Source organism: Hylemonella gracilis ATCC 19624 (assembly GCF_000211835.1).
Taxonomy (GTDB): Bacteria; Pseudomonadota; Gammaproteobacteria; order Burkholderiales; family Burkholderiaceae_C; genus Hylemonella; species Hylemonella gracilis.
The window spans coordinates 52,919-76,453 of sequence record NZ_AEGR01000056.1 but is presented as its reverse complement, the minus strand read 5'-3'; the positions used below and the strand labels follow the sequence as shown (position 1 = coordinate 76,453).

General features: G+C 66.3%; 22 protein-coding genes. 13 read left to right on the top strand and 9 right to left on the bottom strand.

What is annotated here, in order from left to right; translation table 11 throughout:
* Positions 1-79: 79 nt before the first annotated feature.
* Together HGR_RS08750 and HGR_RS08745 are read right to left on the bottom strand one after the other, a co-directional pair.
* Positions 80-2,032: a sensor domain-containing diguanylate cyclase gene (locus HGR_RS08750; protein ID WP_006297847.1), complete on the bottom strand. Its 1,953-nt coding sequence runs from the start codon at positions 2,030-2,032 to the stop codon at positions 80-82.
* A 152-nt stretch (positions 2,033-2,184) separates the two neighbouring features.
* Positions 2,185-2,691, bottom strand: a complete 507-nt coding sequence (locus tag HGR_RS08745; protein ID WP_006297846.1) for a cytochrome c — start codon at positions 2,689-2,691, stop codon at positions 2,185-2,187.
* A gap of 153 nt (positions 2,692-2,844) precedes the next feature.
* On the opposite strand from HGR_RS08745, the gene HGR_RS08740 reads away from it, so the two are divergent.
* From HGR_RS08740 to HGR_RS08730, 3 genes are read left to right on the top strand one after another with little or no spacing between them, the layout of a single operon-like run.
* A complete protein-coding gene (locus HGR_RS08740; RefSeq protein WP_006297844.1) occupies positions 2,845-3,177 on the top strand; it encodes a DUF6176 family protein in 333 nt (110 codons plus the stop codon).
* A gap of 46 nt (positions 3,178-3,223) precedes the next feature.
* Positions 3,224-4,024: a class D beta-lactamase gene (gene blaOXA / locus HGR_RS08735; RefSeq protein ID WP_006297843.1), complete on the top strand. Its 801-nt coding sequence runs from the start codon at positions 3,224-3,226 to the stop codon at positions 4,022-4,024.
* Between the two features lie 41 nt (positions 4,025-4,065).
* Entirely contained in the window at positions 4,066-4,356 is a 291-nt protein-coding gene (locus HGR_RS08730; protein WP_039853004.1) for a GNAT family N-acetyltransferase, read from the top strand.
* A 64-nt stretch (positions 4,357-4,420) separates the two neighbouring features.
* On the opposite strand, the gene HGR_RS08725 is transcribed toward HGR_RS08730, so the two are convergent.
* Positions 4,421-5,323, bottom strand: coding sequence for a LysR family transcriptional regulator (locus HGR_RS08725; protein WP_006297841.1), 903 nt, complete (start codon positions 5,321-5,323; stop codon positions 4,421-4,423).
* A gap of 135 nt (positions 5,324-5,458) precedes the next feature.
* On the opposite strand from HGR_RS08725, the gene HGR_RS08720 reads away from it, so the two are divergent.
* Positions 5,459-6,208, top strand: coding sequence for an SDR family oxidoreductase (locus HGR_RS08720; RefSeq protein ID WP_006297840.1), 750 nt, complete (start codon positions 5,459-5,461; stop codon positions 6,206-6,208).
* Between the two features lie 66 nt (positions 6,209-6,274).
* On the opposite strand, the gene HGR_RS08715 is transcribed toward HGR_RS08720, so the two are convergent.
* Positions 6,275-7,627, bottom strand: a complete 1,353-nt coding sequence (locus tag HGR_RS08715; RefSeq protein ID WP_006297839.1) for a hypothetical protein — start codon at positions 7,625-7,627, stop codon at positions 6,275-6,277.
* 774 nt (positions 7,628-8,401) lie between these two features.
* Here HGR_RS08715 and HGR_RS08710 point away from each other — a divergent pair.
* The 3 genes from HGR_RS08710 (at position 8,402) to HGR_RS08700 (ending at position 9,996) form a co-directional block, all read left to right on the top strand.
* Complete coding sequence (locus tag HGR_RS08710; protein WP_006297838.1) at positions 8,402-8,623, top strand: hypothetical protein; 222 nt, start codon at positions 8,402-8,404, stop codon at positions 8,621-8,623.
* A 186-nt stretch (positions 8,624-8,809) separates the two neighbouring features.
* A complete protein-coding gene (locus HGR_RS08705; protein WP_006297837.1) occupies positions 8,810-9,505 on the top strand; it encodes a helix-turn-helix transcriptional regulator in 696 nt (231 codons plus the stop codon).
* A 104-nt stretch (positions 9,506-9,609) separates the two neighbouring features.
* Positions 9,610-9,996 (top strand): VOC family protein, encoded by a 387-nt coding sequence (locus tag HGR_RS08700; protein ID WP_006297836.1) that lies wholly within the window; start codon positions 9,610-9,612, stop codon positions 9,994-9,996.
* A gap of 76 nt (positions 9,997-10,072) precedes the next feature.
* On the opposite strand, the gene htpG is transcribed toward HGR_RS08700, so the two are convergent.
* Positions 10,073-12,016 (bottom strand): molecular chaperone HtpG, encoded by a 1,944-nt coding sequence (htpG, locus tag HGR_RS08695; protein WP_006297835.1) that lies wholly within the window; start codon positions 12,014-12,016, stop codon positions 10,073-10,075.
* A gap of 136 nt (positions 12,017-12,152) precedes the next feature.
* Entirely contained in the window at positions 12,153-12,764 is a 612-nt protein-coding gene (locus HGR_RS08690; protein ID WP_006297834.1) for a TetR/AcrR family transcriptional regulator, read from the bottom strand.
* A 99-nt stretch (positions 12,765-12,863) separates the two neighbouring features.
* On the opposite strand from HGR_RS08690, the gene HGR_RS08685 reads away from it, so the two are divergent.
* Positions 12,864-14,108, top strand: a complete 1,245-nt coding sequence (locus tag HGR_RS08685) for an MFS transporter (protein ID WP_006297833.1) — start codon at positions 12,864-12,866, stop codon at positions 14,106-14,108.
* A 30-nt stretch (positions 14,109-14,138) separates the two neighbouring features.
* Here the strand turns inward: HGR_RS08685 and HGR_RS18040 are convergent, their stop codons facing one another.
* Positions 14,139-15,776 carry a LysR substrate-binding domain-containing protein gene (locus HGR_RS18040; protein ID WP_006297832.1) on the bottom strand — a complete coding sequence of 546 codons (1,638 nt, stop codon included), beginning with the start codon at positions 15,774-15,776 and terminating at the stop codon, positions 14,139-14,141.
* A 97-nt stretch (positions 15,777-15,873) separates the two neighbouring features.
* Between HGR_RS18040 and HGR_RS08670 the strand changes: the two genes are divergently transcribed.
* Positions 15,874-16,173 carry a DUF2917 domain-containing protein gene (locus HGR_RS08670; protein ID WP_006297831.1) on the top strand — a complete coding sequence of 100 codons (300 nt, stop codon included), beginning with the start codon at positions 15,874-15,876 and terminating at the stop codon, positions 16,171-16,173.
* A 177-nt stretch (positions 16,174-16,350) separates the two neighbouring features.
* Here the strand turns inward: HGR_RS08670 and HGR_RS08665 are convergent, their stop codons facing one another.
* The gene (locus tag HGR_RS08665; RefSeq protein WP_006297830.1) at positions 16,351-17,259 is read right to left on the bottom strand and encodes a pseudouridine synthase; all 909 of its coding nucleotides are present in this window, start codon (positions 17,257-17,259) and stop codon (positions 16,351-16,353) included.
* 106 nt (positions 17,260-17,365) lie between these two features.
* Here HGR_RS08665 and HGR_RS08660 point away from each other — a divergent pair, with 106 nt between their 5' ends.
* The 3 genes from HGR_RS08660 to HGR_RS08650 all read left to right on the top strand — a co-directional run bounded on the left by HGR_RS08660 (position 17,366) and on the right by HGR_RS08650 (position 20,796).
* The gene (locus HGR_RS08660; protein WP_006297829.1) at positions 17,366-18,361 is read left to right on the top strand and encodes a tripartite tricarboxylate transporter substrate-binding protein; all 996 of its coding nucleotides are present in this window, start codon (positions 17,366-17,368) and stop codon (positions 18,359-18,361) included.
* 184 nt (positions 18,362-18,545) lie between these two features.
* Positions 18,546-19,961: a bifunctional UDP-N-acetylglucosamine diphosphorylase/glucosamine-1-phosphate N-acetyltransferase GlmU gene (gene glmU / locus HGR_RS08655; RefSeq protein WP_006297828.1), complete on the top strand. Its 1,416-nt coding sequence runs from the start codon at positions 18,546-18,548 to the stop codon at positions 19,959-19,961.
* A gap of 7 nt (positions 19,962-19,968) precedes the next feature.
* Entirely contained in the window at positions 19,969-20,796 is an 828-nt protein-coding gene (locus tag HGR_RS08650) for a sensor histidine kinase (protein ID WP_006297827.1), read from the top strand.
* Positions 20,797-20,985: 189 nt separating this feature from the next.
* Here the strand turns inward: HGR_RS08650 and HGR_RS08645 are convergent, their stop codons facing one another.
* Positions 20,986-21,486 (bottom strand): Lrp/AsnC family transcriptional regulator, encoded by a 501-nt coding sequence (locus HGR_RS08645; RefSeq protein WP_006297826.1) that lies wholly within the window; start codon positions 21,484-21,486, stop codon positions 20,986-20,988.
* Between the two features lie 137 nt (positions 21,487-21,623).
* Here HGR_RS08645 and glmS point away from each other — a divergent pair, with 137 nt between their 5' ends.
* Positions 21,624-23,489, top strand: coding sequence for a glutamine--fructose-6-phosphate transaminase (isomerizing) (glmS, locus tag HGR_RS08640; protein ID WP_006297825.1), 1,866 nt, complete (start codon positions 21,624-21,626; stop codon positions 23,487-23,489).
* Positions 23,490-23,535: the final 46 nt, after the last annotated feature.

Genomic DNA, 23,535 nt, shown 5'->3' with positions numbered 1-23,535 from the left:
GGAAAGTCGGCGATCTTAAAGTTCGTTGTCTTCCGCTGCTCGCCAAGGGTCAAATTGGGCGCGGCGGGGTCGGTTCCGCTTAAGCCGGGTCAGCCGGTCCGGTCGGGACTGGTCTGGTCGGGTGAGTCGTCTGCTGGATCGGGCTTTCCTTGTCCTCCCAGCAAAAGCGCCCCTTGCCCTCGTGCTTGGCGGCGTACATCCCCGTGTCGGCGCGGGCCAGCAGGCTGTCCATGCTCTGCCCATGCAGGGGGAACAAGGCGCCGCCCACGCTGGCCGAGATGCGCACCTCCTGCTGCCCCAGCATGAAGGGCTGGCTCAGCGCGTCCAGGATCTTGGTGGCCACCTGCTCGCAGTCGCCCTCCTGCGCCACGCTGGCCAGCACCACCCCGAATTCGTCGCCGCCGATGCGCGCGACCGTGTCTTCGGCGCGCATGCATTCTTCCAGGCGTAGAGCCACCTGCTTCAGCAACTCGTCACCCGCCGCATGCCCCAGCGTGTCGTTCACCTCCTTGAAGCCATCCAGGTCCAGGAACAGCACGGCCGCGAGGCCTTGGCGCCGCCGCGCCGATTCCAGCACCTGACACAAGCGGTCGTGGAACATCATGCGGTTGGGCAGGCCGGTCAGCGTGTCATGCAAGGCGTCGTGTGACAGCCGGGCTTCCAGTGCCTTGCGCGCCGTGATGTCCTGCACCACCGCCACCACGCGCTCCGGCCGGCCTTGCCGGTCCTGCACCACGCCCAAGGCTTCGCAGACCCACAGCACGGCGCCATCCTTGCGCAGGTAGGTTTTCTCCATCTCGGGCAAGGCGTCGGCGCTGTCCAGCGAGAGGCGCTTGCGCAGGTACAGCCGTGCCTCCAACTGCCGTTGCGGATCGCCGATTTCAAAGATCGTGCGTTCACGCAACTCGGCCATGTCGTACCCGAGCATGGCGCGGAACTTTTCGTTGGCCAGCAGGATGCGGCCCTCGGGCGAGAGGTGCACGATGCCCATGGCCGCTTGGTGGAAGGTCGCGCGGAACAAGGCCTCGCTGGTCTGCAAGGCCTCGGCGGCGGCGCGCTGGCGCGACAGGGCCAGCATCAGCAGCACCGTGAACAGCATCAGTCCCGCGCTGACGCCGCCAGCCAGCCACAAATAACCATGGCGTCTTGCTTGCGAGGGCGCCAACTCGCTCTTGAACGCCGTGCCCACGGTCACCATCAGTGGGTAGTCCGCCATGGTGCGAAAGCTGATGACGCGGGGCACGCCGTCGAGGCTTCCGTTGTCCACGAAGCTGCCGGCTTGCGCGACGGCGCGCCGCTGGAACCAGGGCAGATCGTGGGCGTCCATGCCAAAGCCGCGGTCTTCGTCGATCTTGCGCCCGCGCACCGTGCCGTCCAGACCGGTCAGCTCCAGCAGGCCGCCCGCTCCCAGGTTGGCCTGACGATGGAAGTCCGTGAACTTGGCCGGGTCCACCGACACGACCACGACCCCGGCGAAGCGGCCATCCTCGCGCCACATGCCCAGTGACATGGGAATCTGCCAGCGGTTCGTGACCCGGCCCAGCACCGGCTGGCTGACATGGAGCACATCGTGCGCGAGGTCGGGCGTGATGTCGCGTTGCGCGATGAAGAACTCACGGTCGGCGTAGTTGACGTTCAGCGGCAGGCGGCTGCTGCGCACGATGCTGCCCCGTGCATCGACTATGCTGATGATGTTGAACATCGCCTCGCGGATCACGCCGCGCGTTTCCCAGCGCCGCAAGTCCAGCGTGTCGCCGTGGTTGAGGTATTGCTCCCGCGCGAAACTGGCGACTTGCTCCGCGGCTTTGAGGGTGCGGTAGACCTGCTGTTCAAAGGCGATGGCGAGGTTGGCGTTGGACTCCATCGCCGCGGCGACGGCCTGCTCACGCTCGTCGGCGATGCGTTGCAAGGTCATGGCCCAGATGAGCGTCAAGCCCAGCGCGCAGGCCACGCCGATGGCCAGGCTCAGCGGCGGCAATTCGCTGTGGCGCGACGCGGTGGGGGCCGCGTCAGTAGGCCTTGACAAGCGCATTCCCTGGGCTCCCTTGGTGGACCAGCCGATGCTGATGCAGCGTCGGCGACCCAGTCTACCGGGGCTGGTATCGCGAAACCAGCCCCTTCATGGACTGGATTCAGGCGGTTTCCAGTCGCGGCAAGCCCCGCCGCGAGTCCTCGTAGCCCCTTTCAGGGGGCGGGTTTGCCAGCACCCAGCCGCCCTTCGGAGCGCGCGGCCAGGTAGGCGTGCAGATCGAGGATGTGCGCGTTCACCCGTGGCTCGTCCTGCCAGGCTGGCATGGCCAGGGGCTGGCCTTGGCGTGTCATCAGGCTGTCCACCTGGGCTTCGCGTGCATCGCGTGCCATGGCGGGTCGGCCTTGCAGCGTGCTGTCGTAGCGGTAGAGCACCAGGCTCACGAACTGGCGCGGCCCCAGGGTTTGCAGGCGCGTCAGCAGATTGGGTGCGTTGGCCGTGCCTCGGGCGTCGGCGCCATGACAACTGGCGCAGCGATCCTGGTAAACCCGCCAGCCCAGGTAAGTCGAGCCCGGGGGCTGCTGTTCCCGCGCCAGTTGGCGCGCCGCCTCAGGGTTCTGCCATTCAACGGCACAGCCGGTCAGCGTGGCTGCGACGCATAAGGCCAGCGCAGCGGCAAATGTCGGTGCGAGGCCAAGCCGGGAAGTCGTTGATTGACGCATGGGGTCCTTTACGGCGCTGCAGCGCCATGGTGGCGAGGCCATTGTGCTCGCCGCCTGCACTGTCGTGTTGATCTGGAGCAAGAAAGTTATCGCTCAGCGAGTCCGCGGGGGTCGCCATAAGATCGCATGACCGCCATGCAATGGGAATAGCTGATGAAGGAAGTGATCTGCGTCAAAGTCAAACTCAAGCCGAACAGCCTTGAAAGAGTTCGTGCCTGGGCTTGCGAAATCAATGCTCGCCGACCTGAAGCATTGGAGACCCTTGCCAGGGAGTCCGTCTGGATTGAGTCCGTATTTCTGGATGCCAATCCCTTGGGGGATTACCTGATCTACTACATGCGTGCCGATTCTCTCGACCGCGCAACAACCGCCGCCCTCGAATCAACGGCTGCCATCGACGCGTTCCACAAGAGCTTCAAACGCGAGACTTGGAGCGAAGTGCAGAAGCTGGAGCTGCTCGTCGATCTACAGCGCACGAGTGAATGACGAGAACATACACAGCTTCAGCACATTTCTAAGTAAAAATTCCGGCATGCGTCGCCGTAACTTCATCCTTGCTTCTCTCGCCCTCGGCACGCTGCCGCTGGCGCAATCCCAAACCACCACGCAAGACATGCCCGCTTGGGCCGCCCAGTTCAAGGAGGCCGGTGTGTCGGGCTGCATCGCGGTGCTCGATGCCCGCGGCGGCGCGCAGACGCTGCGGGTGGCCGATGGGGCGCGCACCCAGCGGCGTTTTTCGCCCGCGTCGACTTTCAAGATTCCGCACAGTCTGTTCGCCTTGGACGCCGGGCTGTTGCGTGACGAGTTCCAGGTCATTCCCTGGGACGGCGTGCAGCGCAGCGTGCCCGCCTGGAACCAAGACCAGACCTTGCGCTCGGCCATGCGCAGCTCCACCGTCTGGGTCTACGAGCGTTTCGCCCGTGAACTCGGCGCCGCGAAGGAGATTGAGTACCTGCGCCGTCTGGACTACGGCAACGCAGCGGTCAGCGGTGCCCAGCCTTTCTGGGTGGAGGGCGACCTGGCGATTTCGGCCGTCGAACAGTTCGCTTTCTTGAAGCGGCTGTACTTGAACGAGTTGCCTTTCCAAGTCGCGCACCAGCGCTTGGTCAAGGACGTGATGGTCAGCGCGGCTGGGCCTGATTGGATATTGCGCGCCAAGACCGGCTGGACCGGGCGCATCGGCTGGTGGGTGGGCTGGGTCGAATGGCCCGAGGGGCCGGTGTTCTTCGCGATGAACATGGACACCCCCAACCGACTGCAAGATCTGCCGCAGCGCCAGGCGATGGTGCGCGCCGCGCTGCAGACCTTGAAGGCCTGGCCGCAAACCTTGTGAAGCATCGGTGTGGACGGTGTCGTGCCATGCACAATGGGCCCATGACCTACACCGTCCAACACCAGGAAACCGACTCCAAGGGCGCCTTCTTCATCGCTCGCCCCGAGGGCGGCCACCTCGCCGAAATGACCTACAGCCGGGCCAACCCCTCGCTGATCATCATTGATCACACCGAAGTCGATGCCTCCCTGGCGGGCCAAGGCATCGGGCGCAAGCTGTTGGATGCGCTGGTGGTCTGGGCGCGCGAGACCAACACCAAGATCGTGCCGCTGTGTCCCTATGCCAAGGCGCAGTTTGAGAAGGACGCGTCGATACGGGATGTGCTGAGGTAAGTGCCTCGCGCGCGAAGGGCGGTGCACGCCCACGGGCCTGCACCCGCGTCGTCTGCTCGGCGTTTCAGTGGTGTAGCAAGGGCGGCACCAGCCGGGGGTCGCGCAGTTTCTCCACCCACCACTTCAGCGCTGGGCCGGCGCGGTGCGAGTGCCAGCCCACGAAGAGCTGGTTCGGCTCGCGCGGGTCCTGCGTTTCTAGCGCCACCAGCGTGCCTTGCGCCAGGTGTGGGCGCACCTTCTCCAGCGGCAGCCAGCCGACGCCCAGGCCCGCCACCTGGGCGGCGATCTTTCCTTGCATGCTGGGCATGGCCAGCCGTTCCTGGTGGGTTTGCACGCCGTAGTTGCGGGCCAAGCCCAGGCGCGAGGTGTCGGCCACCACCACCGCGCGGTGCGCCGCGATGGCCTCGGTGGACAGCGGTTGCTTCTCCCGCGTCAGCGGGTGCCGCGGTGACACGGCGAACACCCATGCCAGTTGCGTCAGCTCAAACCATTGCAGGTGAGCCATCGCGGGCGGCTCGTTGGTGGCGGCCACCACCAGGTCGGCGCGCTGGTCCAGCAGCGCCTCCCAGGTGCCGCCCAGCACCTCGTGGCCGAAGCGTAGGCGCACGCCGCTGTTCAGGGCATCAAAGTCAGCTATGAGCGGCAGCAGCGCGTCGATGTTCGCCAACTCGTCGGTGGAGATGCGCAACTCGGACTCCCAGCCGCTGGCCACCTGCTTCACGCGCTCGGTGAGGCGCTGTGCCTGCGCGTGCAACTGCGCGCCTTGCTCCACCAGCAGCAGGCCGGCCGGCGTCAACGCGATGCGGTAGCCCGCCCGGTCGAACAGCAGCGCGTCCAGCCGCTCTTCGAGCTGACGCGCCGCATGCGAGACGGTGGACGCGGCCTTGCCCAGGCGGTCGGCCGCGCGCGACAGGCTGCCGGTGGCGCGTACCGCTTCCAGCAGTTGCAGATCGTCCAAGCTCAACATATTCGATGGAATCGCATGAGTTCGTCGGGATTATGGCGTCTGTGAACCTATTGATCGGCAGAAACTTCATCCATCAGCTCTGCAGTTGGGCTGAAAACCCCGTCAGACATCGACGAAACAACCGAAGGAAACACCATGAACCGCTTTGAAGGCAAGAACATCCTCGTCACCGGTGGCAGCAGCGGCATCGGCGCCGCCGCCGCCATCGCCTTTGCCCGCGAGGGCGCCCGCGTGGCCATCACCGGCCGCGACGCCACTGGCCTGGCCCGGGTCAAGGCCGAACTGGGCCCGAACGCGCTCGCGCTGGTCAGCGAAGCCGGCGACGTGTCGGCCCAAGCCGCGCTGGTGGCCGAGTTGAAGGCGCAGATGGGCGTTATCGACGGCGTCTTCATCAACGCCGGCGTGGCCAAGTTCGGCCCCCTGGCGCAGATCGACGAAGCGCTGTGGGACAGCAGCTTTGACACCAACGTCAAAGGCCCGTTCTTCCTGATCCAGCGCCTGTCCACGCTCATGACACGTGGCGGTGCCATCGTGCTCAATGGTTCGATCAACGCCCACATCGGCATGCCGAACTCCAGCGTCTACGCCGCCAGTAAGGCCGCGCTGATTTCCCTGGCCAAGACCTTGTCGGCCGAGTTGCTGCCCCAGGGCGTGCGCGTCAACGTGGTCAGCCCTGGCCCGGTGAGCACGCCGCTCTACGGCAAGCTGGGCCTGGCGCCCGACCAAGTGCAGGCCATGGCCGCCGGTATCCAGACGCAAATCCCGCTGGGCCGCTTTGGTACCCCGGAAGAAATCGCGGCCACCGTGCTGCACCTGACGTCCCCGGAGTCGGGTTTCATCGTCGGCACGGAGATCATTGCCGATGGCGGCATGAGCCAGATGTGATGTCGGAGGTGCAGCGCCCCCAGGGCCCAGGCCCCGGAAACGCTGCACCCTCCAATGCGGTGGGGCTCACTGGCGCGGTGCCATGCGCGCTTCCAGCGGCGCGGGCTGGTAGTCCGCGCGAATCTTGCAGCCCGCGCCATACGTCGCTTCCGCGCGTTTGCAGCCTTCGGCCACGCTGGCTGGCGTGGGCTTCACGCCGCGTTCCACCCACTGGTTCAGGGCGTCGAACAGGGCCACATAGGTTGGGTCGCTCAGGTAGCTGTGGGTGTTGTGGTCGCTGAACACCTGCACCAGGCGCGCGCCGTTGCCCGCGCGTTCCATGGTCTGGCGAAAGGCACTTTCCAACTCCACGAAGGCGGTCGGGTCGTCGATGCCGTGCACCGTCAGCACGGGAATGGCGATGCGGCCGGTCAGGTCCGCGTCCTCGGAGAAGCGGGCCGCGGCGGCTGGGTCCGCCGCGTAGCGCAGCACGGCGGCGTTGAGCGCCGCATCATCGGCCGAGCCTTGATAGCGCACCTGGTCATTGCGGAACGGGTTGCGGCCCTGGGTGCGGTTCTGCACGATGTCCTGGAAATGCCAGGTCGCCCAGGCCAGGTGCCCCGCCACCGAGGACTCGGGAATCTTCAGCACGTCCACGATCATCTTGAGCTTGCGCGCCTGCTCGGGCGTGCGCTGCGCGGCGGACTTGCGCGTAGCCAGGCAGTCTTCCACGCGGGCGTTCAGTTCGGCGGGGGTGAGCTTGCTGTCCACCGGCAGACCCATCCACAGCGGGTATTGGGGCTCGTCGCTGCGCGGGTGGTTGTTGCACAGGTATTGATAGACCACGCGCAAGTCCAGCCGGAAGTCGTAGGACCGCGTGCCGCCCGCCAGCACACCGCTGCTCAGTAGCACCGCGTCATAAGGCGAGCGCATGCCCGGGCCCGCGTACAGCTCGGCCGTCTTGGCCGCCACGCTGGCGCCCCAGGATTGACCGTGCAGCAGCGTGCGCGAGGGCTGGCCCACGTGCTGCACGAAGATGCGCCGCACGCGCTCCGTGTCCTCCGCCGCGCTGCGCACCGCCACGCCACCCTGGCGGAACACGGAGCCCGCCCAGGCGTAACCCGCGCGCACGGTGATGGCCCAGCGCTCGATGTCTTCATCTGCGCGGCTGGCCTTGGGCTCGCCCAGGCTCGGGCCGCCGTGGGCATGCACCACCAACATCTGGTTCCACTGCGCGGGGACCACGATCAGGTAGAACGACCCGGCCGAGTCCTGGCCGCGCAGGCAGCGCGCGCCTTCGGGCGTGCCCTTGGGGCAGGGGCTGGCTTGGGGTGCGGCTTCGCTGGTGCTGGTGGGTGGGGTGTGGGTTTGTGCGCAGCCGACGAGTGCGGCGGCCAGCAGCAGGGGCAGCGTGATGCGCTGCCGAATCAGGGAACTCATGTTTTGTCTCCGTTGTTGTTATCGGGTGGGGCGATGCTAGACGGGCTGCCCATAGCTGGCAAATAGACCGTGTTCGGCCAGGAGCGGATGTTGGTAGGATCGCAGCGAAAGCGGCCATACATCCCCAAATTGGAGAGCGAGGTTCTGTTCAGGTGACTCTATGAAATCGTTCGGACTTTGCCATCAAGTGCGGACTGACTTCAGTATTGGTTTGCCTGAACCTGAGGGTCGCAAAAAATCGCATATGGAGCAATGGATGAAATCGATAACGTCTTGGAGGCCGCTTGTTCTAGGCGTTCAGGTTTTCTTGTGCGCACAGACTGCATCGGCCGAGATGCACATTGAGGCACACCTAGCCCAATGCACGATCGATGCGTATGGTGACGCTGGAGCACGTTTTCTCGAACAGAACAGGTCTCCGACTGATCGTGATCAAGCTTACCGAAACTGGATGCTTCTATGCATGAAGGCTAGGGGCTTTACCTACGACGGCAAGGTCTGCCCACCTACCCAGGGCGGTGCATTGAATTCGTCCGAGCCTGGTTGCTATAAGAGGATGTAGACGACCGAGGCTAGTTCGCAGATTGCCCCCGCGACGTCTTCTTGGTGCATTCACTAGACCCTGCTGCCATTGCATCCTGGCTTAGAGCGACCGCTTTTCCAATCATTGACCGTCAGCAACGGGTCGAAAGTAACTAACAAACTCAGCGCGATTCAGGTGTTAGGCCGCGGGCTTCAGACGGACCATGGATCGCACAGGTCAAGGTAGCAATCATGAACGCACTCACACAGAATCAAGCCTACTTGGCGATGTATTCGTTCCTTGCAGCGCACTACCTGCGGTCAAAGGCAGATGACATCGGCGCTCTTCTTGGCTCGATGTCGATGCTGCAGGACGGAAGGCCTGCCGACCCAGCTGTAGAGGAAGACTGGCATGCTGCGATTCACGCGGCGCTGTCTGGTGCAGTCAACACGAGACTGGGGCTCACGAAGTGAGGGAGGCACTTGCTTGAGCGTGTGTCCTAACACCTCACTGGAGTGAGGCGCGTGAGAGATAAAGTTCCAAGCTCAAACGTCGATGTGCGTGCCGCTCAGTTCAACCGTTGTGTGTATGGTTTTTAACCAGCGAGCGTCCGCTACGGGTCGGAAGCAGAAGGTGCCTAGTCAAAAAACCGCCCCACCATGTCCCGCGCCGAACGCCTGCTGAACCTGATGGAGCAATTGCGTCGCCACCGTCGGCCTGTCAGCGGCGCGGCGCTGGCGCAGCAGCTGGGGGTGAGTCTGCGCACGCTGTACCGCGACATTGCCACCTTGCAGTCCCAAGGTGCGCAGATCGAGGGCGAGGCCGGTCTGGGTTATGTGTTGCGCCCAGGCTTCACCTTGCCGCCGTTGATGCTGACGCCCGAGGAGATCGAGGCCTTGGTGCTTGGGGTGCGCTGGGTGGCGGACCGGGTGGATGCGCGCCTGGCCGATGCCGCGGGTCAGGCCCTGGCCAAGGTATCGGCGGTGTTGCCGCCGGAGTTGCGCTACACGCTGGAGCACAGCGCGCTGCTGGTCGGCCCGCGCCAGACGGTGGCGTGTTCCGACGAGGTGCTGGCCCTCACGCGCCAGGCCCTGCGCGAGGAACGCAAGCTGGAGTTCCACTACCTGGACGCGCAGCAGCGCGCGTCGCTGCGCACCGTGTGGCCGTGCGCGCTGGGCTTCTTCGAACAGGTCAGCGTGCTCATCGCCTGGTGCGAGACGCGCAACGATTTCCGCCATTTCCGCACCGACCGCATCAGCGCGCCGCGCGTGCTGGAAGCCCGTTACCCGCGCCGCCGCCTGGACCTGCTGCGTGATTGGCGGCAGAGCGAAGGCATCGCCCCGCCCAGCCTGTGAAAGCCCCGGCGCCTCGCACTGCTGACAGAAACTGACAGTGCGTCCGCCAAGAATCCAGACCCAAGCCATGGCCTGTTTGTCTGATTCTTTTTCACGGAGCTTTCATGAACCCTTATCCCAGTTATGTGCTGCTGTACGTGGCCGACGTGCCGCGCAGCGCTGCGTTTTATGCGCGCCTGCTCGCGCTGCAGCCGGTGGAGTCGTCGCCCGGCTTTGCTCTTTTTGTCCTGCCCTCGGGTTTCAAGCTGGGCCTGTGGCTGCGGCCTGCGGTGCTGCCGCCCGCCACGGCCGAGAGGGGCGGCAGTGAACTCTGCATGGCCGTGGACCAAGCGGCCGACGTGGACGCTTGGGTCGCCCAGGGTAAGGCGCAGGGCTGGCCCGTGCTGCAGGCGCCCACGGCGATGGATTTCGGCTACACCGCCGTGGTGGCCGACCCGGATGGCCACCGCCTGCGCGTGTTCCAGCCCGCCGCCCGAGCACCAGCGAATTGACGGCATGAGCCGTCGCGGGTGGGGAGCATGAAAAAACCGCCCGAAGGCGGTTTTTGCTTGGGGCGCGCTGCGTCGATCAAACCAACAAGGCATTCACCCGCTTCACATACGCTGCCGGGTCTTCCGGCAGCCCGCCTTCGGCCAGCAGGGCCTGGTCGTAGAGGATGTGCGCGAGGTCGTGGAAGTGCACGCTGCCGTCGAGTTTCTTCACCAGCGCGTGTTCGGGGTTCACTTCGAGGATGGGCTTGCTGTCGGGCGCCTTCTGGCCGGCTTGCTTGAGCAGGCGGGCGAGCTGGTTGCTCACCTCGCCGTCCTTGACGACCAGGCAGGCCGGTGAATCGACGAGGCGGGTGGTGACGCGCACGTCTTCGGTCTTGTCCTTGAGCGCTTCCTTGAGCTTGGCGAGCACGGGCTTGAAGGCTTCGGCGGCTTCCTCGGCGGCTTTCTTCTCGGCTTCGTCTTGCAGCTTGCCCAGGTCCACCGCGCCCTTGGCCACGCTCTGCAGCGGGGTGCCGTCGAATTCGGTGAGGTAGCTCAGCGCCCACTCGTCCACGCGCTCGGTCATCAGCAGCACCTCGATGCCCTTTTTTTTGAAGACTTCGAGCTGCGGGCTGTTCTTGGCGGCGGCGAGCGTGTCGGCGGTGATGTAGTAGATGGCCTCCTGGCCTTCCTTCATGCGGGCCTTGTAGTCGGCCAGGCTCACGGTGGCGGTGTCACTCGTGGTGCTGGCGTAACGCAGCAGCTTGGCCAGGCGCTCGCGGTTGGCGAAGTCCTCGCCCAGGCCTTCCTTGAGCACGGTGCCGAATTCCGCGTAGAACTTGCTGTATTTGCCTGCCTCGGCCTTGTCTTCCTCGCTGGCGTCGGTTGCCGGAACGTCGTGCTTGGCCAGGTTCTCCAGCAGGGTGAGCACGCGCTTGGTGTTGCCGTCGCGGATGGCGCGCACGTCGCGGCTTTCCTGCAGCAGTTCGCGGCTGACGTTGAGCGGCAGGTCGGCGCTGTCCACCACGCCCTTGACGAAGCGCAGGTAGCTGGGCAGCAGGGCCTCGGCCTCGTCCATGATGAAGACGCGCTTCACGTAGAGCTTGAGGCCGCCCTTCTTGTCGCGGTTCCACAGGTCGTAGGGCGCCTTGGCCGGGACGTAGAGCAGCTGGGTGTATTCGGTGCTGCCTTCCACGCGGTTGTGGCTCCAGGCCAGCGGGGCTTCGTAGTCGTGGCTGATGCCCTGGTAGAAGCTTTCGTACTCTTCCTTCGTGATGTCCTTCTTCGCGCGGGTCCAGAGGGCGCTGGCCTTGTTGACGGTTTCCCACTCGTCGGTGGTCACCATTTCACCAGGCTTGCCTTCTTCCTCGCTCTCCTTCCACTCTTCCTTGCGCATCTGGATGGGCAGGGCGATGTGGTCGGAGTACTTGCCAATGATCTGCTTGATCTTCCAGGCGCTCAGGTATTCGTCGGCGCTGTTGCTCTCATCCTCGCGCAGGTGCAGGATGACGCTGGTGCCGCGCTCAGGCCGAGTGATGGTTTCCACCTCGAAGTCACCGGTGCCGCCGCTGGTCCAGCGCACGCCTTCCTCGGGCTTGAGGCCGGCGCGGCGCGATTCCACGGTGATCTTGTCGGCCACGATGAAGCCGGAATAAAAGCCCACGCCGAACTGGCCGATCAGCTGGCCTTGCTCCTTGGCGTCCGCCTGCTTGTCGGCGCCGAGCTTGCTCATGAAATCCTTGGTGCCGCTCTTGGCGATGGTGCCCAGGTGGTCAATCGCCTCCTGCGCGCTCATGCCGATGCCGTTGTCGGTGATGGTCAGCGTGCGTGCCTTCTTGTCCAGCGCGATGCGCACGCGCAGCTCGGGCGCGTCTTCGTACAGCGCGCTGTTGTTCAGCGCTTCGTAACGCAGCTTGTCGCAGGCGTCGGAGGCGTTGGAGACCAGCTCGCGGACGAAGATTTCCTTGTTGGAATACAGCGAGTGGGTGACGAGGTGCAGCAGCTGGGCCACTTCGGCCTGGAAGGAATGTTTCTGGCTCATGATGGTCGTGATGGCTCGTGGAACACGTGAAATGCCTGGCCGGGGCTGGGCTGCGCGCGGTGGTTCCGCGCAGGGCACGCAAGGGCCGCCGGCCGGGGCGGGCAAAGCCTTGAATTATGGGCGGTGCCGCCGGCTTTCAAGCCTCGGCCGGCTGCGCGGGCGTGGCCTGGGCTGGCGGCTGGACCGTGGCGCGCGCCATGCAGGCGGCCACCCATGCTCGCACCAGGCCCGGCGTGGCCGGCGCCGGCCCGAAGAGCAGGCGGTAGACGACGGGCGCCACCACGCCGTCCATCACCGCCTCGACCGAGGGCACGGCCTGGCCCCGCGCGATGCCGCGCTCGACGATGGCCGCGATCTGCCCGGCGGTGATGCCCGCGCAGGCGCAGCCGGGCGCGGTCTCGCTGCCCATGCGGGCCGAGAGCACGTCCTGCACCATGGCCATGCCCACCGAGGACATTTCCTCGAAATACTGCTCGGCCCAGGCTTGCAGATCGCCTTCGACGCTGCCGGTGTCGGCGGGCGGGGTCTCGGGCCGCAGCTGTTCCAGGGCGACGTCGGCCAGCAGCTCGTTCAGGTCGCCCCAGCGGCGGTAGACGGTCGAAGGCGTGACGCCCGCCCGCGCGGCGATCAGGGGCACGGTGAGCGCGGCGCGGCCGCGCTGGTCCAGCAACTCGCGCGTGGCCTGGTGCACGGCGGCCTGCACGCGGGCGCTGCGACCACCAGGACGGGGCAGGGATCGGACATTCATGCGGTCATGCTAACGCAAAGAACTTGCGTTAGTGTCAGAACAGGGCGACAATCCTGTAAACGCAAAAAATTTGCTTTAACAGCGCCCAAGGGATCTTCCATGCCGTCCACACCGCAACCCCCCGCCGCCCTGCCTGCCGCCAGCGCGTCCGTCATGCATTCCGGGCGGGCGCTGCTCAGCCCCACGCAGTCGCTTTGGCTGGTGGCGTCCATGATCGCCAGCTTCCTGGCGGCGTCCAGTGCGCCGTCGCCCCTGTACGCGCTGTACCGTGAAGCCTGGGGCTTCTCGGCCCTGATGCTGACCGTGGCCTTCGCCAGTTACGCCTTCGCGCTGCTGTTGTCCTTGCTGATGTTTGGCGCGCTGTCTGACCATCGGGGGCGGCGCGAGGTGATCCTGCTGGCGCTGGGCATCGAGTTCGTTTCCACCCTGATGTTCTGGCAGGCGGATTCCCTGGCCTGGCTGATCGCCGCGCGCGTGATGCAAGGCCTGGCCACGGGCATCGCCACCAGCGTGCTCAGCGCCAGCCTGCTGGACCTGGACCGCGTGCGCGGCCCGCTGATCAACAGCGTGGCGCCGATGTTCGGCATGGCGCTTGGGGCGCTGGGCACCAGCGCGCTGGTGCAATTCGCGCCAGCACCGACGCGCTTGGTGTTCGATGTGCTGCTGGTGCTGTTCGCCGTGCAAGGCGTGCTGGCGTACTTCCTGCCCGAGACGGTGGAACGCCGGCCTGGGGCCTGGGCGTCCATGCGCCCGAAGGTCGCGGTGCCCGCCGCGGCCCGTGCCACCCTGGGCAAAGTGCTGCCGGTCAACACCGCGCAATGGGCGCTGGGCGGTTTTTACCTGTCACTTGGGCCGACGTTGGCGCGCTACGTCACCGGCATCGACGCGCCCATGATCGGCGGCGGCCTGATCGCGACCTTGGTGCTCAGCGGCGCGGTGGCGATTCTGTGGGTGCGCCATCGCCCGCCCATGGCGGTGCTGGCCGGGGGCGCGGTCGTGCTGGCCGCCGGTCTGCTGCTGACGCTGGTGGGCATGCACCGGCACTCGACCACGTTGTTCTTCGTGGGCACCTTGATCGCGGGCCTGGGGTTCGGCGCCGGGTTCAATGGCTCGGTGCGCAGCCTGGTGCCTCTGGTGTCGCCGCAGGAGCGCGCCGCGCTGATGTCGGGCTTCTTCGTGCTGAGTTACCTGGCCTTCAGCCTGCCGGCCATCGCCGCGGGTTTGTCGGTGGGCCTGTTCGGGCTCGAGTCCACCAGCATTGGCTACGGCATCGTCCTCGTCGCCACGGTGCTGCTGGCCTTGCTGCGGATGGCAGGGGTACGCCGCAAGGCCTTGGCCGCCTGACCCGCAGGTCGACTGCGGCAAAGGGCGGATTCAGGCTTCGAGCTGTGCGCGGGTCTGCGCGGCCTGGGCCAGCAGCCAGTCGATGAAATTTTGCACCTCGGGCCGCGTTGCTGCCGTCTGTTCCTGGCCGCGCACCAGCCAGTAGGCCTGGGGCGCGGCCAGGCGCTTGGCGGGGCCGAACGGCTCCACCAGTTCGCCATGCGCCAGTGCCTCGCTGACCAGGGCCATGCGCGCCAGCGCGATGCCTTCACCGGCTGTGGCCGCCTCGATCTGTGGCTTGGCGTGGTCCAGCCGGGTCCATTGGCGCGGTTGCGTCGCGGGCGCGTGCTCCCCGAGCCAGCGTCGCCAGCTCAGCAGCTCGGCGCCGGGCAGGGGTGGGTCCTCTTCCAGCTCGATCAAGGTTTGCCGCGCCAGATCCTTGGCTTGCCGCGCGGGCAGGGCGGGGCTGGCCACGGGGGTCAGCGTCTCGGTGAAGAGCAGGGTGGCGTGCGCCGGGGCGTCATCGGGCAGGTCGTAGCGCAGGTCCAGGTCGGGTTCCGGTGGGTTTTGCTCGCCGGGGGCGTCGCTGGCCAGGACGCGGACGTCGATGTCCGGGTGCTGGCTCTGGAAATCGGCCAGGCGCGGCAGCAGCCAAAAGGACGCCACGGCGGCGGATGTGCGCACGTTCACGTGCCGCCGTCCCAGGCAAGCGCGAGTCTGCGCCGCCTGGGCCAGCAGCCAGTCGGCGAAGGCCGTGACTTCGGGGCGGTGCTCCTTGCCATGGCTGGGCCAGCGCACCAGCCAGTAGGCATAGGGCGAGGTGAGCCGCATGGTCGGGCCGAAAGGTTCGACCAACTCGCCGCGCGCCAGGGCCTCGGTGATCATGGCCATGCGCGCCAGTGCCACGCCCTGGCCCGCCATGGCCGCCTGGATCTGTTGGCTGGTGTAGTTCAGGTAGATCCAGCCGCGCGGCTCGGTGCCCGCTGGGGCGTACTCGCGCAGCCAGCGCCGCCAACTCAGGTACTCGGCGCTGGGTTGGTGGTCGTCTTGCTCGATCAGGGTTTGGCGGGCCAAATCCTTGACCTGGCGAAGGGGCGTCGAGCGGTGGTCGTCCTGCTCGATCAAGGTGTGACGCGCCAGGTCTTGCGCCTGCCGCAAGGGCAGCGAGGGGTTGACGACGGGCGACAGCACTTCGCCGAACAAGAGGGTCGAGTTGGCGGGCGCGTCGTTCGGATGGCAATAGCGCAGGCCCAAGTCCAGCTCCGGGTCGTCCTGGCCGACCAGGGTATCGTTGGCGGAGATGCGGATGTCGATGTCCGGGTACTGACTCTGGAACTCGGCCAGACGCGGCAGCAGCCAGAGCGAGGCGAACGAGGCGAAGGTGGTCACGCTCACGTGCCGCCGTCCTTGCGAGGTGCGGATGTGCCGCACGCTGGCGTCCAGGCGGTCCAGCAGCGGCGCGATGGCCCGCAGCAGCGTGGCGCCCGCGCCGGTCAGTTCGACGTGGCGCGTGCCGCGCAGGAACAGCGGGGCGCCGAGCTCTTCTTCCAGGCTGCGGATCTGGCGGCTGATGGCGGGCTGGGTGAGGTGCAGTTCCTCGGCCGCCGCCCGGAAGCTGGCGCGCCGTGCCACTGCTTCAAAAGCACGCAAGGGGCCGACGGAGAGCGGGCGCTGGCGGATGGGATTCATGCAGGAATGTTATCAGTGCAGACCGCATTCCTCATTGGACGCGACGGCGCGCCATGCGCAGAATTTCCCTCACGACGAAGCTTTAAGAGGGGTCTGTATGAACATCGTGCCGATGACAAATTTGCATCAAACCGCGCAACCGTGGCAGTGGGCTTTGCCGCCCCGCACGGCCACCCGCATCGCCGCGGGTGCCCAGCCCCGCTGGCTGCGGGTGGTGGAAGGCCGGGTCTGGCTGACCCAAAGCGGCGCGGGTGAACACAGCGCCCAGGACCGTGGCGGCGACCTCTGGCTGGACGCTGGCCAGCGCCACTGCCTGCCCCCGGGCGCCGAATGGGTGGCCGAGGGCTGGCCGCAGGCGCGCATCGAAGTGCTGGAAGCGCCGCTCATCACGGCCTGACATCGCCCAAGGGGCGTCGGGGATGGCCGGGGGGCGATCCCCAACGCAAGCGCGGGGTTGAACGAGGGCGGGGGTGCGGACACATCCGCCCAAGCGGGGAAGGTTCCTTGATGGGGAAGGGGAGGCGTGGTACCGGCGTCGGTTCGCACAGAGCCGACGCCGGGTGCTGCGCCAGGGTCAGAACCGCTCGTGCGGCGCCAGGTAGCGCCATTGTCCCTGGGGCAGTTGGCCCAGCATCACGCGGCCGATGCGCACCCGCTTCAGGCCCACCACCTTCAGGCCCACCAATTCACACATGCGGCGGATCTGGCGTTTCTTGCCCTCTTTGAGCACGAAGCGCAATTGCTCAGTGTTTTCCCAGTCCACGCGCGCGGGCTTGAGCGCCTGACCGTCCAGGCTCAGGCCGTGGCGCAGTTTGGCCAGCATGGCGGGCGGAAAAACGGCCTGCACATTGGCGGAGACAGGGTCGTTCGCGTGGATGGGCTGCAACTCGGTCGGTGCACTCGCTGCCGCGGGCGTGCCGAGGTAGACCACCCGCACCAGATATTCCTTCTCGATCTCCGAATCCTCGCCAATGAGCTGGCGCGCGACGCGGCCGTCCTGCGTCAGCACCAGCAGGCCGGTGGAGTCGATGTCCAGCCGACCGGCCGGGGCCAGACCCCGGAGTTGGCCGCCGTTGAAGCGATGGGGGGCGCGGTCCTCGCGCCAGCGGTTCTGCGCCTGCACCAGCACCACGGCGGGCTCGTGCCCGTCCTCGGCCTGGCCGCTGACATAACCGATGGGCTTGTGCAGCAGGATGGTCACCTGCGTGGCCTGCTGGTTCTGGGCTTGCGGGTCGACCTCGATGCGGTCCGCAGGGCTCACCTGCTGGCCCATCTCGGCCACGCGCCCGTTCACCTTGACCCAGCCGTTCTCGACCCAGGCGTCGGCCTCGCGGCGTGAGCACAAGCCCAGTTCGGCCATGCGCTTGTTCAATCGGGTGGTGGCGAGCGCACCGGAACCGGGCGTGGCGGAGGCGGGCCGCTGCGATGGGGCGCCCTCGGGACGCGGCGCGCGGCGCAGGGTGGGCTTTTCAGGAGAGGACATGGGGGAATTGTCGCCCTAAGTGGTTTCCGCAGTAACGTCGGCCGATCCGAAGGTCTTAGACTTCGGAACTTTTTCCCTCCCCCTTCCCCCCTTGAGGAGAATTGATATGAAACGCTTGTTTGCGCACGTTCTGGGCGCGGCTTCCGCGGTGGCCCTGTTCGCCCCCTTGGCCGTCTCGGCCCAGTCTTTCCCCGGCGACAAGCCCATCACCATCGTGGTGCCCTTCGCGGCAGGTGGTCCGACCGACCGTGTGGCGCGCGACTTGGCCGAGGCGCTGCGCAAGCCCTTGGGCGGCGCCACCATCGTGATCGACAACGCCGCGGGCGCGGGCAGCTCCATTGGCACGGCCAAGGTCGCCAATGCCAAGCCGGATGGCTACACCCTGCTGCTGAACCACATCGGCATGTCCACCATGCCGGCGCTCTACCGCAAGCTGCCCTTCAACGTCGAGAACGACTTCACCTACCTGGGTTTGGTCAATGACGTGCCCATGACGCTGATCGCGCGTCCCAGCATGGAGGCCAAGAATTACAAGGAACTGCAAACCTGGATCAAGGCCAACGCGGGCAAGATCAACCTGGGCAACGCTGGCTTGGGCGCCGCTTCGCATCTGTGCGGCTTGCTGCTGCAAGACGCGCTTGACGTTCGGATGACCACGGTGCCCTACAAGGGCACGGCGCCGGCCATCACGGACCTGATTGGTGGCCAGATCGACCTGATGTGCGATCAGACCACCAACACCACGCCGCAGATCGAGGGCGGCAAGGTCAAGGCCTACGCCGTGACCACCTCCAAGCGCCTGACCACGCCCGCGCTGAAGGACCTGCCGACGCTGCAGGAATCGGGCCTCAAGGGTTTTGAAGTCACGATTTGGCACGGTCTGTACGCGCCGAAGGGCACGCCCGACGCCGTGGTTCAGCGCATCAACACCGCCTTGAAGGCCGCGCTGAAGGACCCCGAGTTCATCAGCAAGCAAGCGGGCCTGGGCGCCGTGGTCGTGACCGACAAGCGCATGGAGCCGGCTGAGCACAAGAAGTTCGTCTCGGCCGAGATCGCCAAGTGGGGCGCCATCATCAAGGCGGCCGGCGAGTACGCCGACTGACGCAGGCCCAGGGCCACCGCCCGGTTTCGCCGGGCAAGACCAGCCGCTGGACGCGAGTCCGGCGGCTTTTTTCTTGGCGGCTTGGCAGACCTGGCGCGGCCCACGCGGGCGCGCGCCGATAATGCGGCCTGTTTTTCATGTGGGGTGCAAGGGTTCGAACATGGCAAGCGCAAGCGCAAGCGAAATGGCAGTGGCAGTGAATGTGGTCGTCATGGCCGCGGGCAAGGGCACCCGCATGAAGAGCCGCCTGCCCAAGGTGCTGCACCGCCTGGGCGGTCGGGCCCTGCTGCAGCATGTGCTGGACACGGCGGCGGCGTTGCAGGCGCGGCGCGTGGTGGTGATCACGGGGCACGGCGCCGAGCAGGTGGAGGCGGGCGTCACGGCGCGCGCCTCGGCGGCGGCCTTGCAGTTCGTGCGCCAGGAGCCGCAACTCGGCACCGGTCACGCCGTGCAGCAGGCCGCGCCGCTGCTGCCCGACGAGGGCGTGGTGGTGGTGCTCTCGGGCGACGTACCCTTGATCCAGGCCGACACCTTGCGCGCCCTCATTGCCGCCAGCGCGGGCGACAAGCTGGCCTTGCTCACCATCGCCTTCGACGACCCGACGGGTTACGGCCGCATCGTGCGTGATGCGGGCGGCGCGGTGCAGGCCATCGTGGAGCAGAAGGACGCGAGCGAGGCGCAGCGCGAGATCAAGGAAATCTACAGCGGCATCATGGCCGCGCCCGCGAAGCAGTTGAAAGCCTGGCTGGCGAAGCTGGACAACCAGAACGCCCAGGGCGAGTACTACCTGACGGACGTGGTGAAGTTCGCCGTGGCGCAAGGCGTGGCGGTCACCGCGCATCGCATCACCGACGCCGCGCAGGTCGCAGGCGTCAACAGCCCCTTGCAATTGGCCGAGCTGGAGCGCGCCTACCAGTTGCGCATCGCACGCGGCTTGCTGGAGCAGGGCGTGCGCCTGGCCGACCCGGCGCGGCTGGATGTGCGGGGCGAGCTGCGTTGCGCGCAGGACGTGGAGATCGACGTGGGCTGCGTCTTCACCGGCCAGGTGGAGTTGGGTGAAGGCGTGCGCATCGGGCCGCATTGCGTGATCGGCAACGCGCGCATCGCGGCTGGCGCGGTGATTCACCCGTACACCCACATCGAGGGTGGGACGTCCGAGAGTGATTGGGTGGAGGTGGGCGCGGGAGCCCTCATCGGTCCGTATGCCCGGCTGCGGCCTGGTGCCAAGCTGGGAGAGGACGTCCACATCGGCAACTTCGTCGAGGTCAAGAACAGCACGCTGGCGTCCGGCGCCAAGGCCAACCATCTGGCCTACCTGGGGGACTCGCAGGTGGGTGCCCGCGTGAACTACGGCGCGGGCAGCATCACGGCCAACTACGACGGCGCCAACAAGCACCGCACGGTGATCGAGGACGACGTGCACATTGGCAGCAACTGCGTGCTGATCGCGCCCGTCACGATTGGTGCGGGCGGTACCGTGGGCGGGGGCTCCACCATCACCAAGAACACCGCGCCGGGTGCCTTGACGGTGGCGCGGGCGCGCCAGGCTTCGGTGCCCGGTTGGACGAGGCCGAGCAAAAGCTCCGTGAAGAAGCCTTGAACGGCGGGTGGCGAGCGTGAAGGCGGATCGGGAAATCGAGCGTCTGCGCGCCGAGCTGGCGGCGGTGCGCGCGTCCCTTGGGGACTTCACTTACGTGGTGACGCACGATTTGCGCGCGCCTTTGCGGCACATCATTTCCTACGCCGGTCTGTTGCGCGAGGAAGTGGGCGGCGAGCTCAGCGGCGAGGCAGCGCGCTTCCTGGGCACCATCACCGAGGCGGCGCAGCAAATGGGCCGGCAGATCGATGGCCTGCGCGAATGGGCGATGCTGGACCGGGCGGATTTGCAGCCCGTGGCCGTGGACGCGAATCAGTTGCTTGCGGAATTGCAGGCCGCCGCCATGGCGCAAGAACAGCGGGCCTGGGAAACGGCCGCCGCCGCGCAGCCCACCGGTGCCGCCTTGTCGCCCTTGCGCGCCGTTCAGTGGCGGGTGGACCCGGCCTTGCCGCCCTTGCGCGGCGATGCCGCCTTGCTTCGCCTGTTGTTCTCGCACCTGCTGGGCAACGCGCTCAAGTTCACCCGGCAGCGCAAGACCGCCTTGATCGTGATCGAAGGCGAAACCGGTGGGGCGGGGACGGCGGGCGAGGAATGGGCCACCCTTCATGTGCGCGACAACGGCGCCGGCTTTGATCCGACGCTGAAAGACAAGCTGTTCAATGTGTTCCAGCGCTTGCACAGCACCCAGCAGTTCGAGGGCCTGGGCATGGGGCTGGCGCTGGCGCGCAAGATTGCGCAGCGCCACGGTGGTTCGATCCGCATCGACGCCATGCCGGACGCGGGTTGCCACGTCAGCGTCACCTTGCCGATGCCCGCGCGGCAGGGGGAGTTGCTTTAGCCCTTGCCGGGCTTTCGGGCTGGCCATGGATCTGGCTCTGTCTGTGGGCGCTCCCGGGCGCATTGGGCCGGGGGACCGCTCCTCATGTGAGTTGCTGCGCAAATCGAAATCGTCGGGTTCCCCCGGCCCAACGCGTCCTTGAGGCGGCAGGCGATCCGGGGGAGTGTCCTGTGTCCGATGCCGTTGTTGTCAGGGTTTGGACGGCAAGGGAATCTGTGCTCCGAATTTCCCGCGCTTGGTGCTGAAGTAGGTTTTCACATTGCGGACATTGGCGTCGCTGGTGAAGAGGCGTTGCGTCAGTGCCAGGTAGTCCGGCATGTCGCGCGTTTGGACGATGAGCACGAAGTCCGGCCCGGGCGAGACGCGGTAGCACTGCTGCACGGCGCCGTCCTGCACGACGCGTTGCTCAAAGGCCGTCAGGGCCTCCTCGCCCTGGCGTTCCAGCGTGATTTCCACGATGGCCTGCAGGCCGTGGCCGAGCAAGTGCGCGAGCCTGTCGGCACTCAAGATGGCGATTTGCCGCTCAATCACACCATCCTCGACCAAGCGCTTGACGCGGCGCAGGCAGGTGGGGGGCGAGATGTGCGCGCGCTCGGCCAGGGACTGGTTGCTCAGGCTGCTGTCCTGCTGCAGCGCATCCAGCAGAAGCAGGTCGATCGCATCGAGTTTGGTGCCGGTTGAATATTCCATTTTTAATATTTCTATGAAATAAATGTGCTTAATTTCAGGTTGGCGGAATTTTCGTTCATGGAGCATCGAATATCAATGAGATATTTCTTGTTTGAGCTTCTACCATCGAGGCATTCCAACTCAAAGTGAGCTTTTCCATGTGTGGCATCGTCGGCGCCGTTTCCCAGCGCAACATCGTTCCTGTGCTGGTGCAGGGCCTGCAGCGGCTTGAGTACCGGGGGTATGACTCTTGCGGCGTGGCCGTGCACACCACTGGCGGACCGCAGCGCGCGCGCAGTACGGCGCGGGTGGCCGAGCTGATGGAGCAGGTGCAGCGCGATGGGGTGCAGGGCTACACGGGCATCGCGCACACGCGCTGGGCCACGCATGGCGCGCCCGCCGTGCACAACGCGCACCCGCATTTCAGCCATGGGGCCGGGGCCGACGCCGCGGCCAAGCCGGCCCGTGTGGCCCTGGTGCACAACGGCATCATCGAGAACTACGAGGAGCTGCGCGCCGCGCTGCAAAAGCGCGGGTACGTGTTCGTCAGCCAGACCGACACCGAGGTCATCACGCACCTGATCGACTCCTTGTACGAAGGCGATTTGTTCGAAGCCGTCAAGGCGGCGACCCGGCAAATGCAGGGCGCCTACGCGATCGCGGTTTTCCACAAAGACGAGCCGCACCGCGTGGTGGGCGCCCGTGCGGGCTCGCCGCTCATCTTGGGCGTGGGCAAGAAGGACAACGGGGATGGCGACGCCAACTACCTGGCCAGCGACGCCATGGCCCTGGCTGGTGTGACCGACCAGATCGTCTACCTTGAAGAAGGCGATGTGGTGGACATTCAACTGGGCAAGCACTGGATCGTGGGCAAGGACCACAAGCCGGCGCAACGCCCCGTGCGCACGGTGCAGGCCCACAGCGGCGCAGCCGAGCTGGGCCCCTACCGCCACTACATGCAGAAGGAAATCTTCGAGCAGCCGCGCGCCATCGCCGACACCCTGGAGGGCGTGGAAGGCATCGTGCCCGAGCTCTTCGGCGACGGCGCCTACAAGGTCTTCAAGGAGATCGACAAGGTGCTGATCCTGGCGTGCGGCACCAGCTATTACAGCGGCTGCGCGGCCAAGTACTGGCTGGAAAGCATCGCCAAGATCCCGACCCAGGTCGAGGTGGCCAGCGAATACCGCTACCGCGATTCGGTGCCTGATCCGCGGACCCTGGTCGTGACCATCAGTCAGAGCGGCGAGACGGCCGATACCTTGGCGGCCCTGCGTCACGCACAGAGCCTGGGCATGACCCAGACCCTGACCATCTGCAATGTGGCGACCAGCGCCATGGTGCGCGAGTGCAAGCTGTCCTACGTGACCCGCGCGGGCGTGGAAATCGGCGTGGCCAGCACCAAGGCCTTCACCACCCAGCTGGCCGCGCTCTTTCTGTTGACCTTGGTGCTGGCGCAGATGCGTGGCAATTTGAGCGAGGGGGAGGAGGCGCAGCACCTCAAGGCCATGCGCCACTTGCCCGTGGCCTTGCAAGCGGTGCTGGCGCTTGAGCCTCAGGTGATGAGCTGGGCGGAAGACTTCGCGCGCATGCAGAACGCGCTCTTCCTGGGGCGTGGTCTGCATTACCCCATCGCGCTGGAAGGCGCGCTCAAGCTCAAGGAAATCAGCTACATCCATGCCGAGGCCTACCCGGCCGGTGAACTCAAGCACGGTCCCCTGGCCCTCGTGACCTCGGACATGCCGGTCGTCACCGTGGCCCCCCACGACGCCTTGCTGGAAAAACTCAAGAGCAATATGCAGGAGGTTCGTGCCCGCGGGGGCGTGCTCTATGTGCTCGCCGATGCCGACACACGGATTGAAAGCGGGGAAGGCCTGCACGTCATCCGCATGCCCGAGCACTACGGCGCGCTGTCGCCACTGCTGCACGTCGTGCCGCTGCAACTTCTGGCGTACCACACCGCGCTGGCGCGTGGGACCGATGTCGACAAGCCTCGAAATCTGGCCAAGAGTGTCACGGTCGAATGAGAGATTTGTGTTGGGGGGCGCTTGCATTCAATTGCCCGTTGGCCGC

Coding starts and splice junctions, on each gene's coding strand:
- htpG (WP_006297835.1), bottom strand. CDS start 12,016: ATGAGCCAGAAACATTCCTTCCAGGCCGAAGTGGCCCAGCTGCTGCAC.
- glmU (WP_006297828.1), top strand. CDS start 18,546: ATGGCAGTGGCAGTGAATGTGGTCGTCATGGCCGCGGGCAAGGGCACC.
- HGR_RS08720 (WP_006297840.1), top strand. CDS start 5,459: ATGAACCGCTTTGAAGGCAAGAACATCCTCGTCACCGGTGGCAGCAGC.
- HGR_RS08740 (WP_006297844.1), top strand. CDS start 2,845: ATGAAGGAAGTGATCTGCGTCAAAGTCAAACTCAAGCCGAACAGCCTT.
- HGR_RS08660 (WP_006297829.1), top strand. CDS start 17,366: ATGAAACGCTTGTTTGCGCACGTTCTGGGCGCGGCTTCCGCGGTGGCC.
- glmS (WP_006297825.1), top strand. CDS start 21,624: ATGTGTGGCATCGTCGGCGCCGTTTCCCAGCGCAACATCGTTCCTGTG.
- HGR_RS08645 (WP_006297826.1), bottom strand. CDS start 21,486: ATGGAATATTCAACCGGCACCAAACTCGATGCGATCGACCTGCTTCTG.
- HGR_RS08750 (WP_006297847.1), bottom strand. CDS start 2,032: ATGCGCTTGTCAAGGCCTACTGACGCGGCCCCCACCGCGTCGCGCCAC.
- blaOXA (WP_006297843.1), top strand. CDS start 3,224: ATGCGTCGCCGTAACTTCATCCTTGCTTCTCTCGCCCTCGGCACGCTG.
- HGR_RS08670 (WP_006297831.1), top strand. CDS start 15,874: ATGAACATCGTGCCGATGACAAATTTGCATCAAACCGCGCAACCGTGG.
- HGR_RS08715 (WP_006297839.1), bottom strand. CDS start 7,627: ATGAGTTCCCTGATTCGGCAGCGCATCACGCTGCCCCTGCTGCTGGCC.
- HGR_RS08725 (WP_006297841.1), bottom strand. CDS start 5,323: ATGTTGAGCTTGGACGATCTGCAACTGCTGGAAGCGGTACGCGCCACC.
- HGR_RS08700 (WP_006297836.1), top strand. CDS start 9,610: ATGAACCCTTATCCCAGTTATGTGCTGCTGTACGTGGCCGACGTGCCG.
- HGR_RS08665 (WP_006297830.1), bottom strand. CDS start 17,259: ATGTCCTCTCCTGAAAAGCCCACCCTGCGCCGCGCGCCGCGTCCCGAG.
- HGR_RS18040 (WP_006297832.1), bottom strand. CDS start 15,776: ATGAATCCCATCCGCCAGCGCCCGCTCTCCGTCGGCCCCTTGCGTGCT.
- HGR_RS08690 (WP_006297834.1), bottom strand. CDS start 12,764: ATGAATGTCCGATCCCTGCCCCGTCCTGGTGGTCGCAGCGCCCGCGTG.
- HGR_RS08730 (WP_039853004.1), top strand. CDS start 4,066: ATGACCTACACCGTCCAACACCAGGAAACCGACTCCAAGGGCGCCTTC.
- HGR_RS08710 (WP_006297838.1), top strand. CDS start 8,402: ATGAACGCACTCACACAGAATCAAGCCTACTTGGCGATGTATTCGTTC.
- HGR_RS08745 (WP_006297846.1), bottom strand. CDS start 2,691: ATGCGTCAATCAACGACTTCCCGGCTTGGCCTCGCACCGACATTTGCC.
- HGR_RS08685 (WP_006297833.1), top strand. CDS start 12,864: ATGCCGTCCACACCGCAACCCCCCGCCGCCCTGCCTGCCGCCAGCGCG.
- HGR_RS08705 (WP_006297837.1), top strand. CDS start 8,810: ATGTCCCGCGCCGAACGCCTGCTGAACCTGATGGAGCAATTGCGTCGC.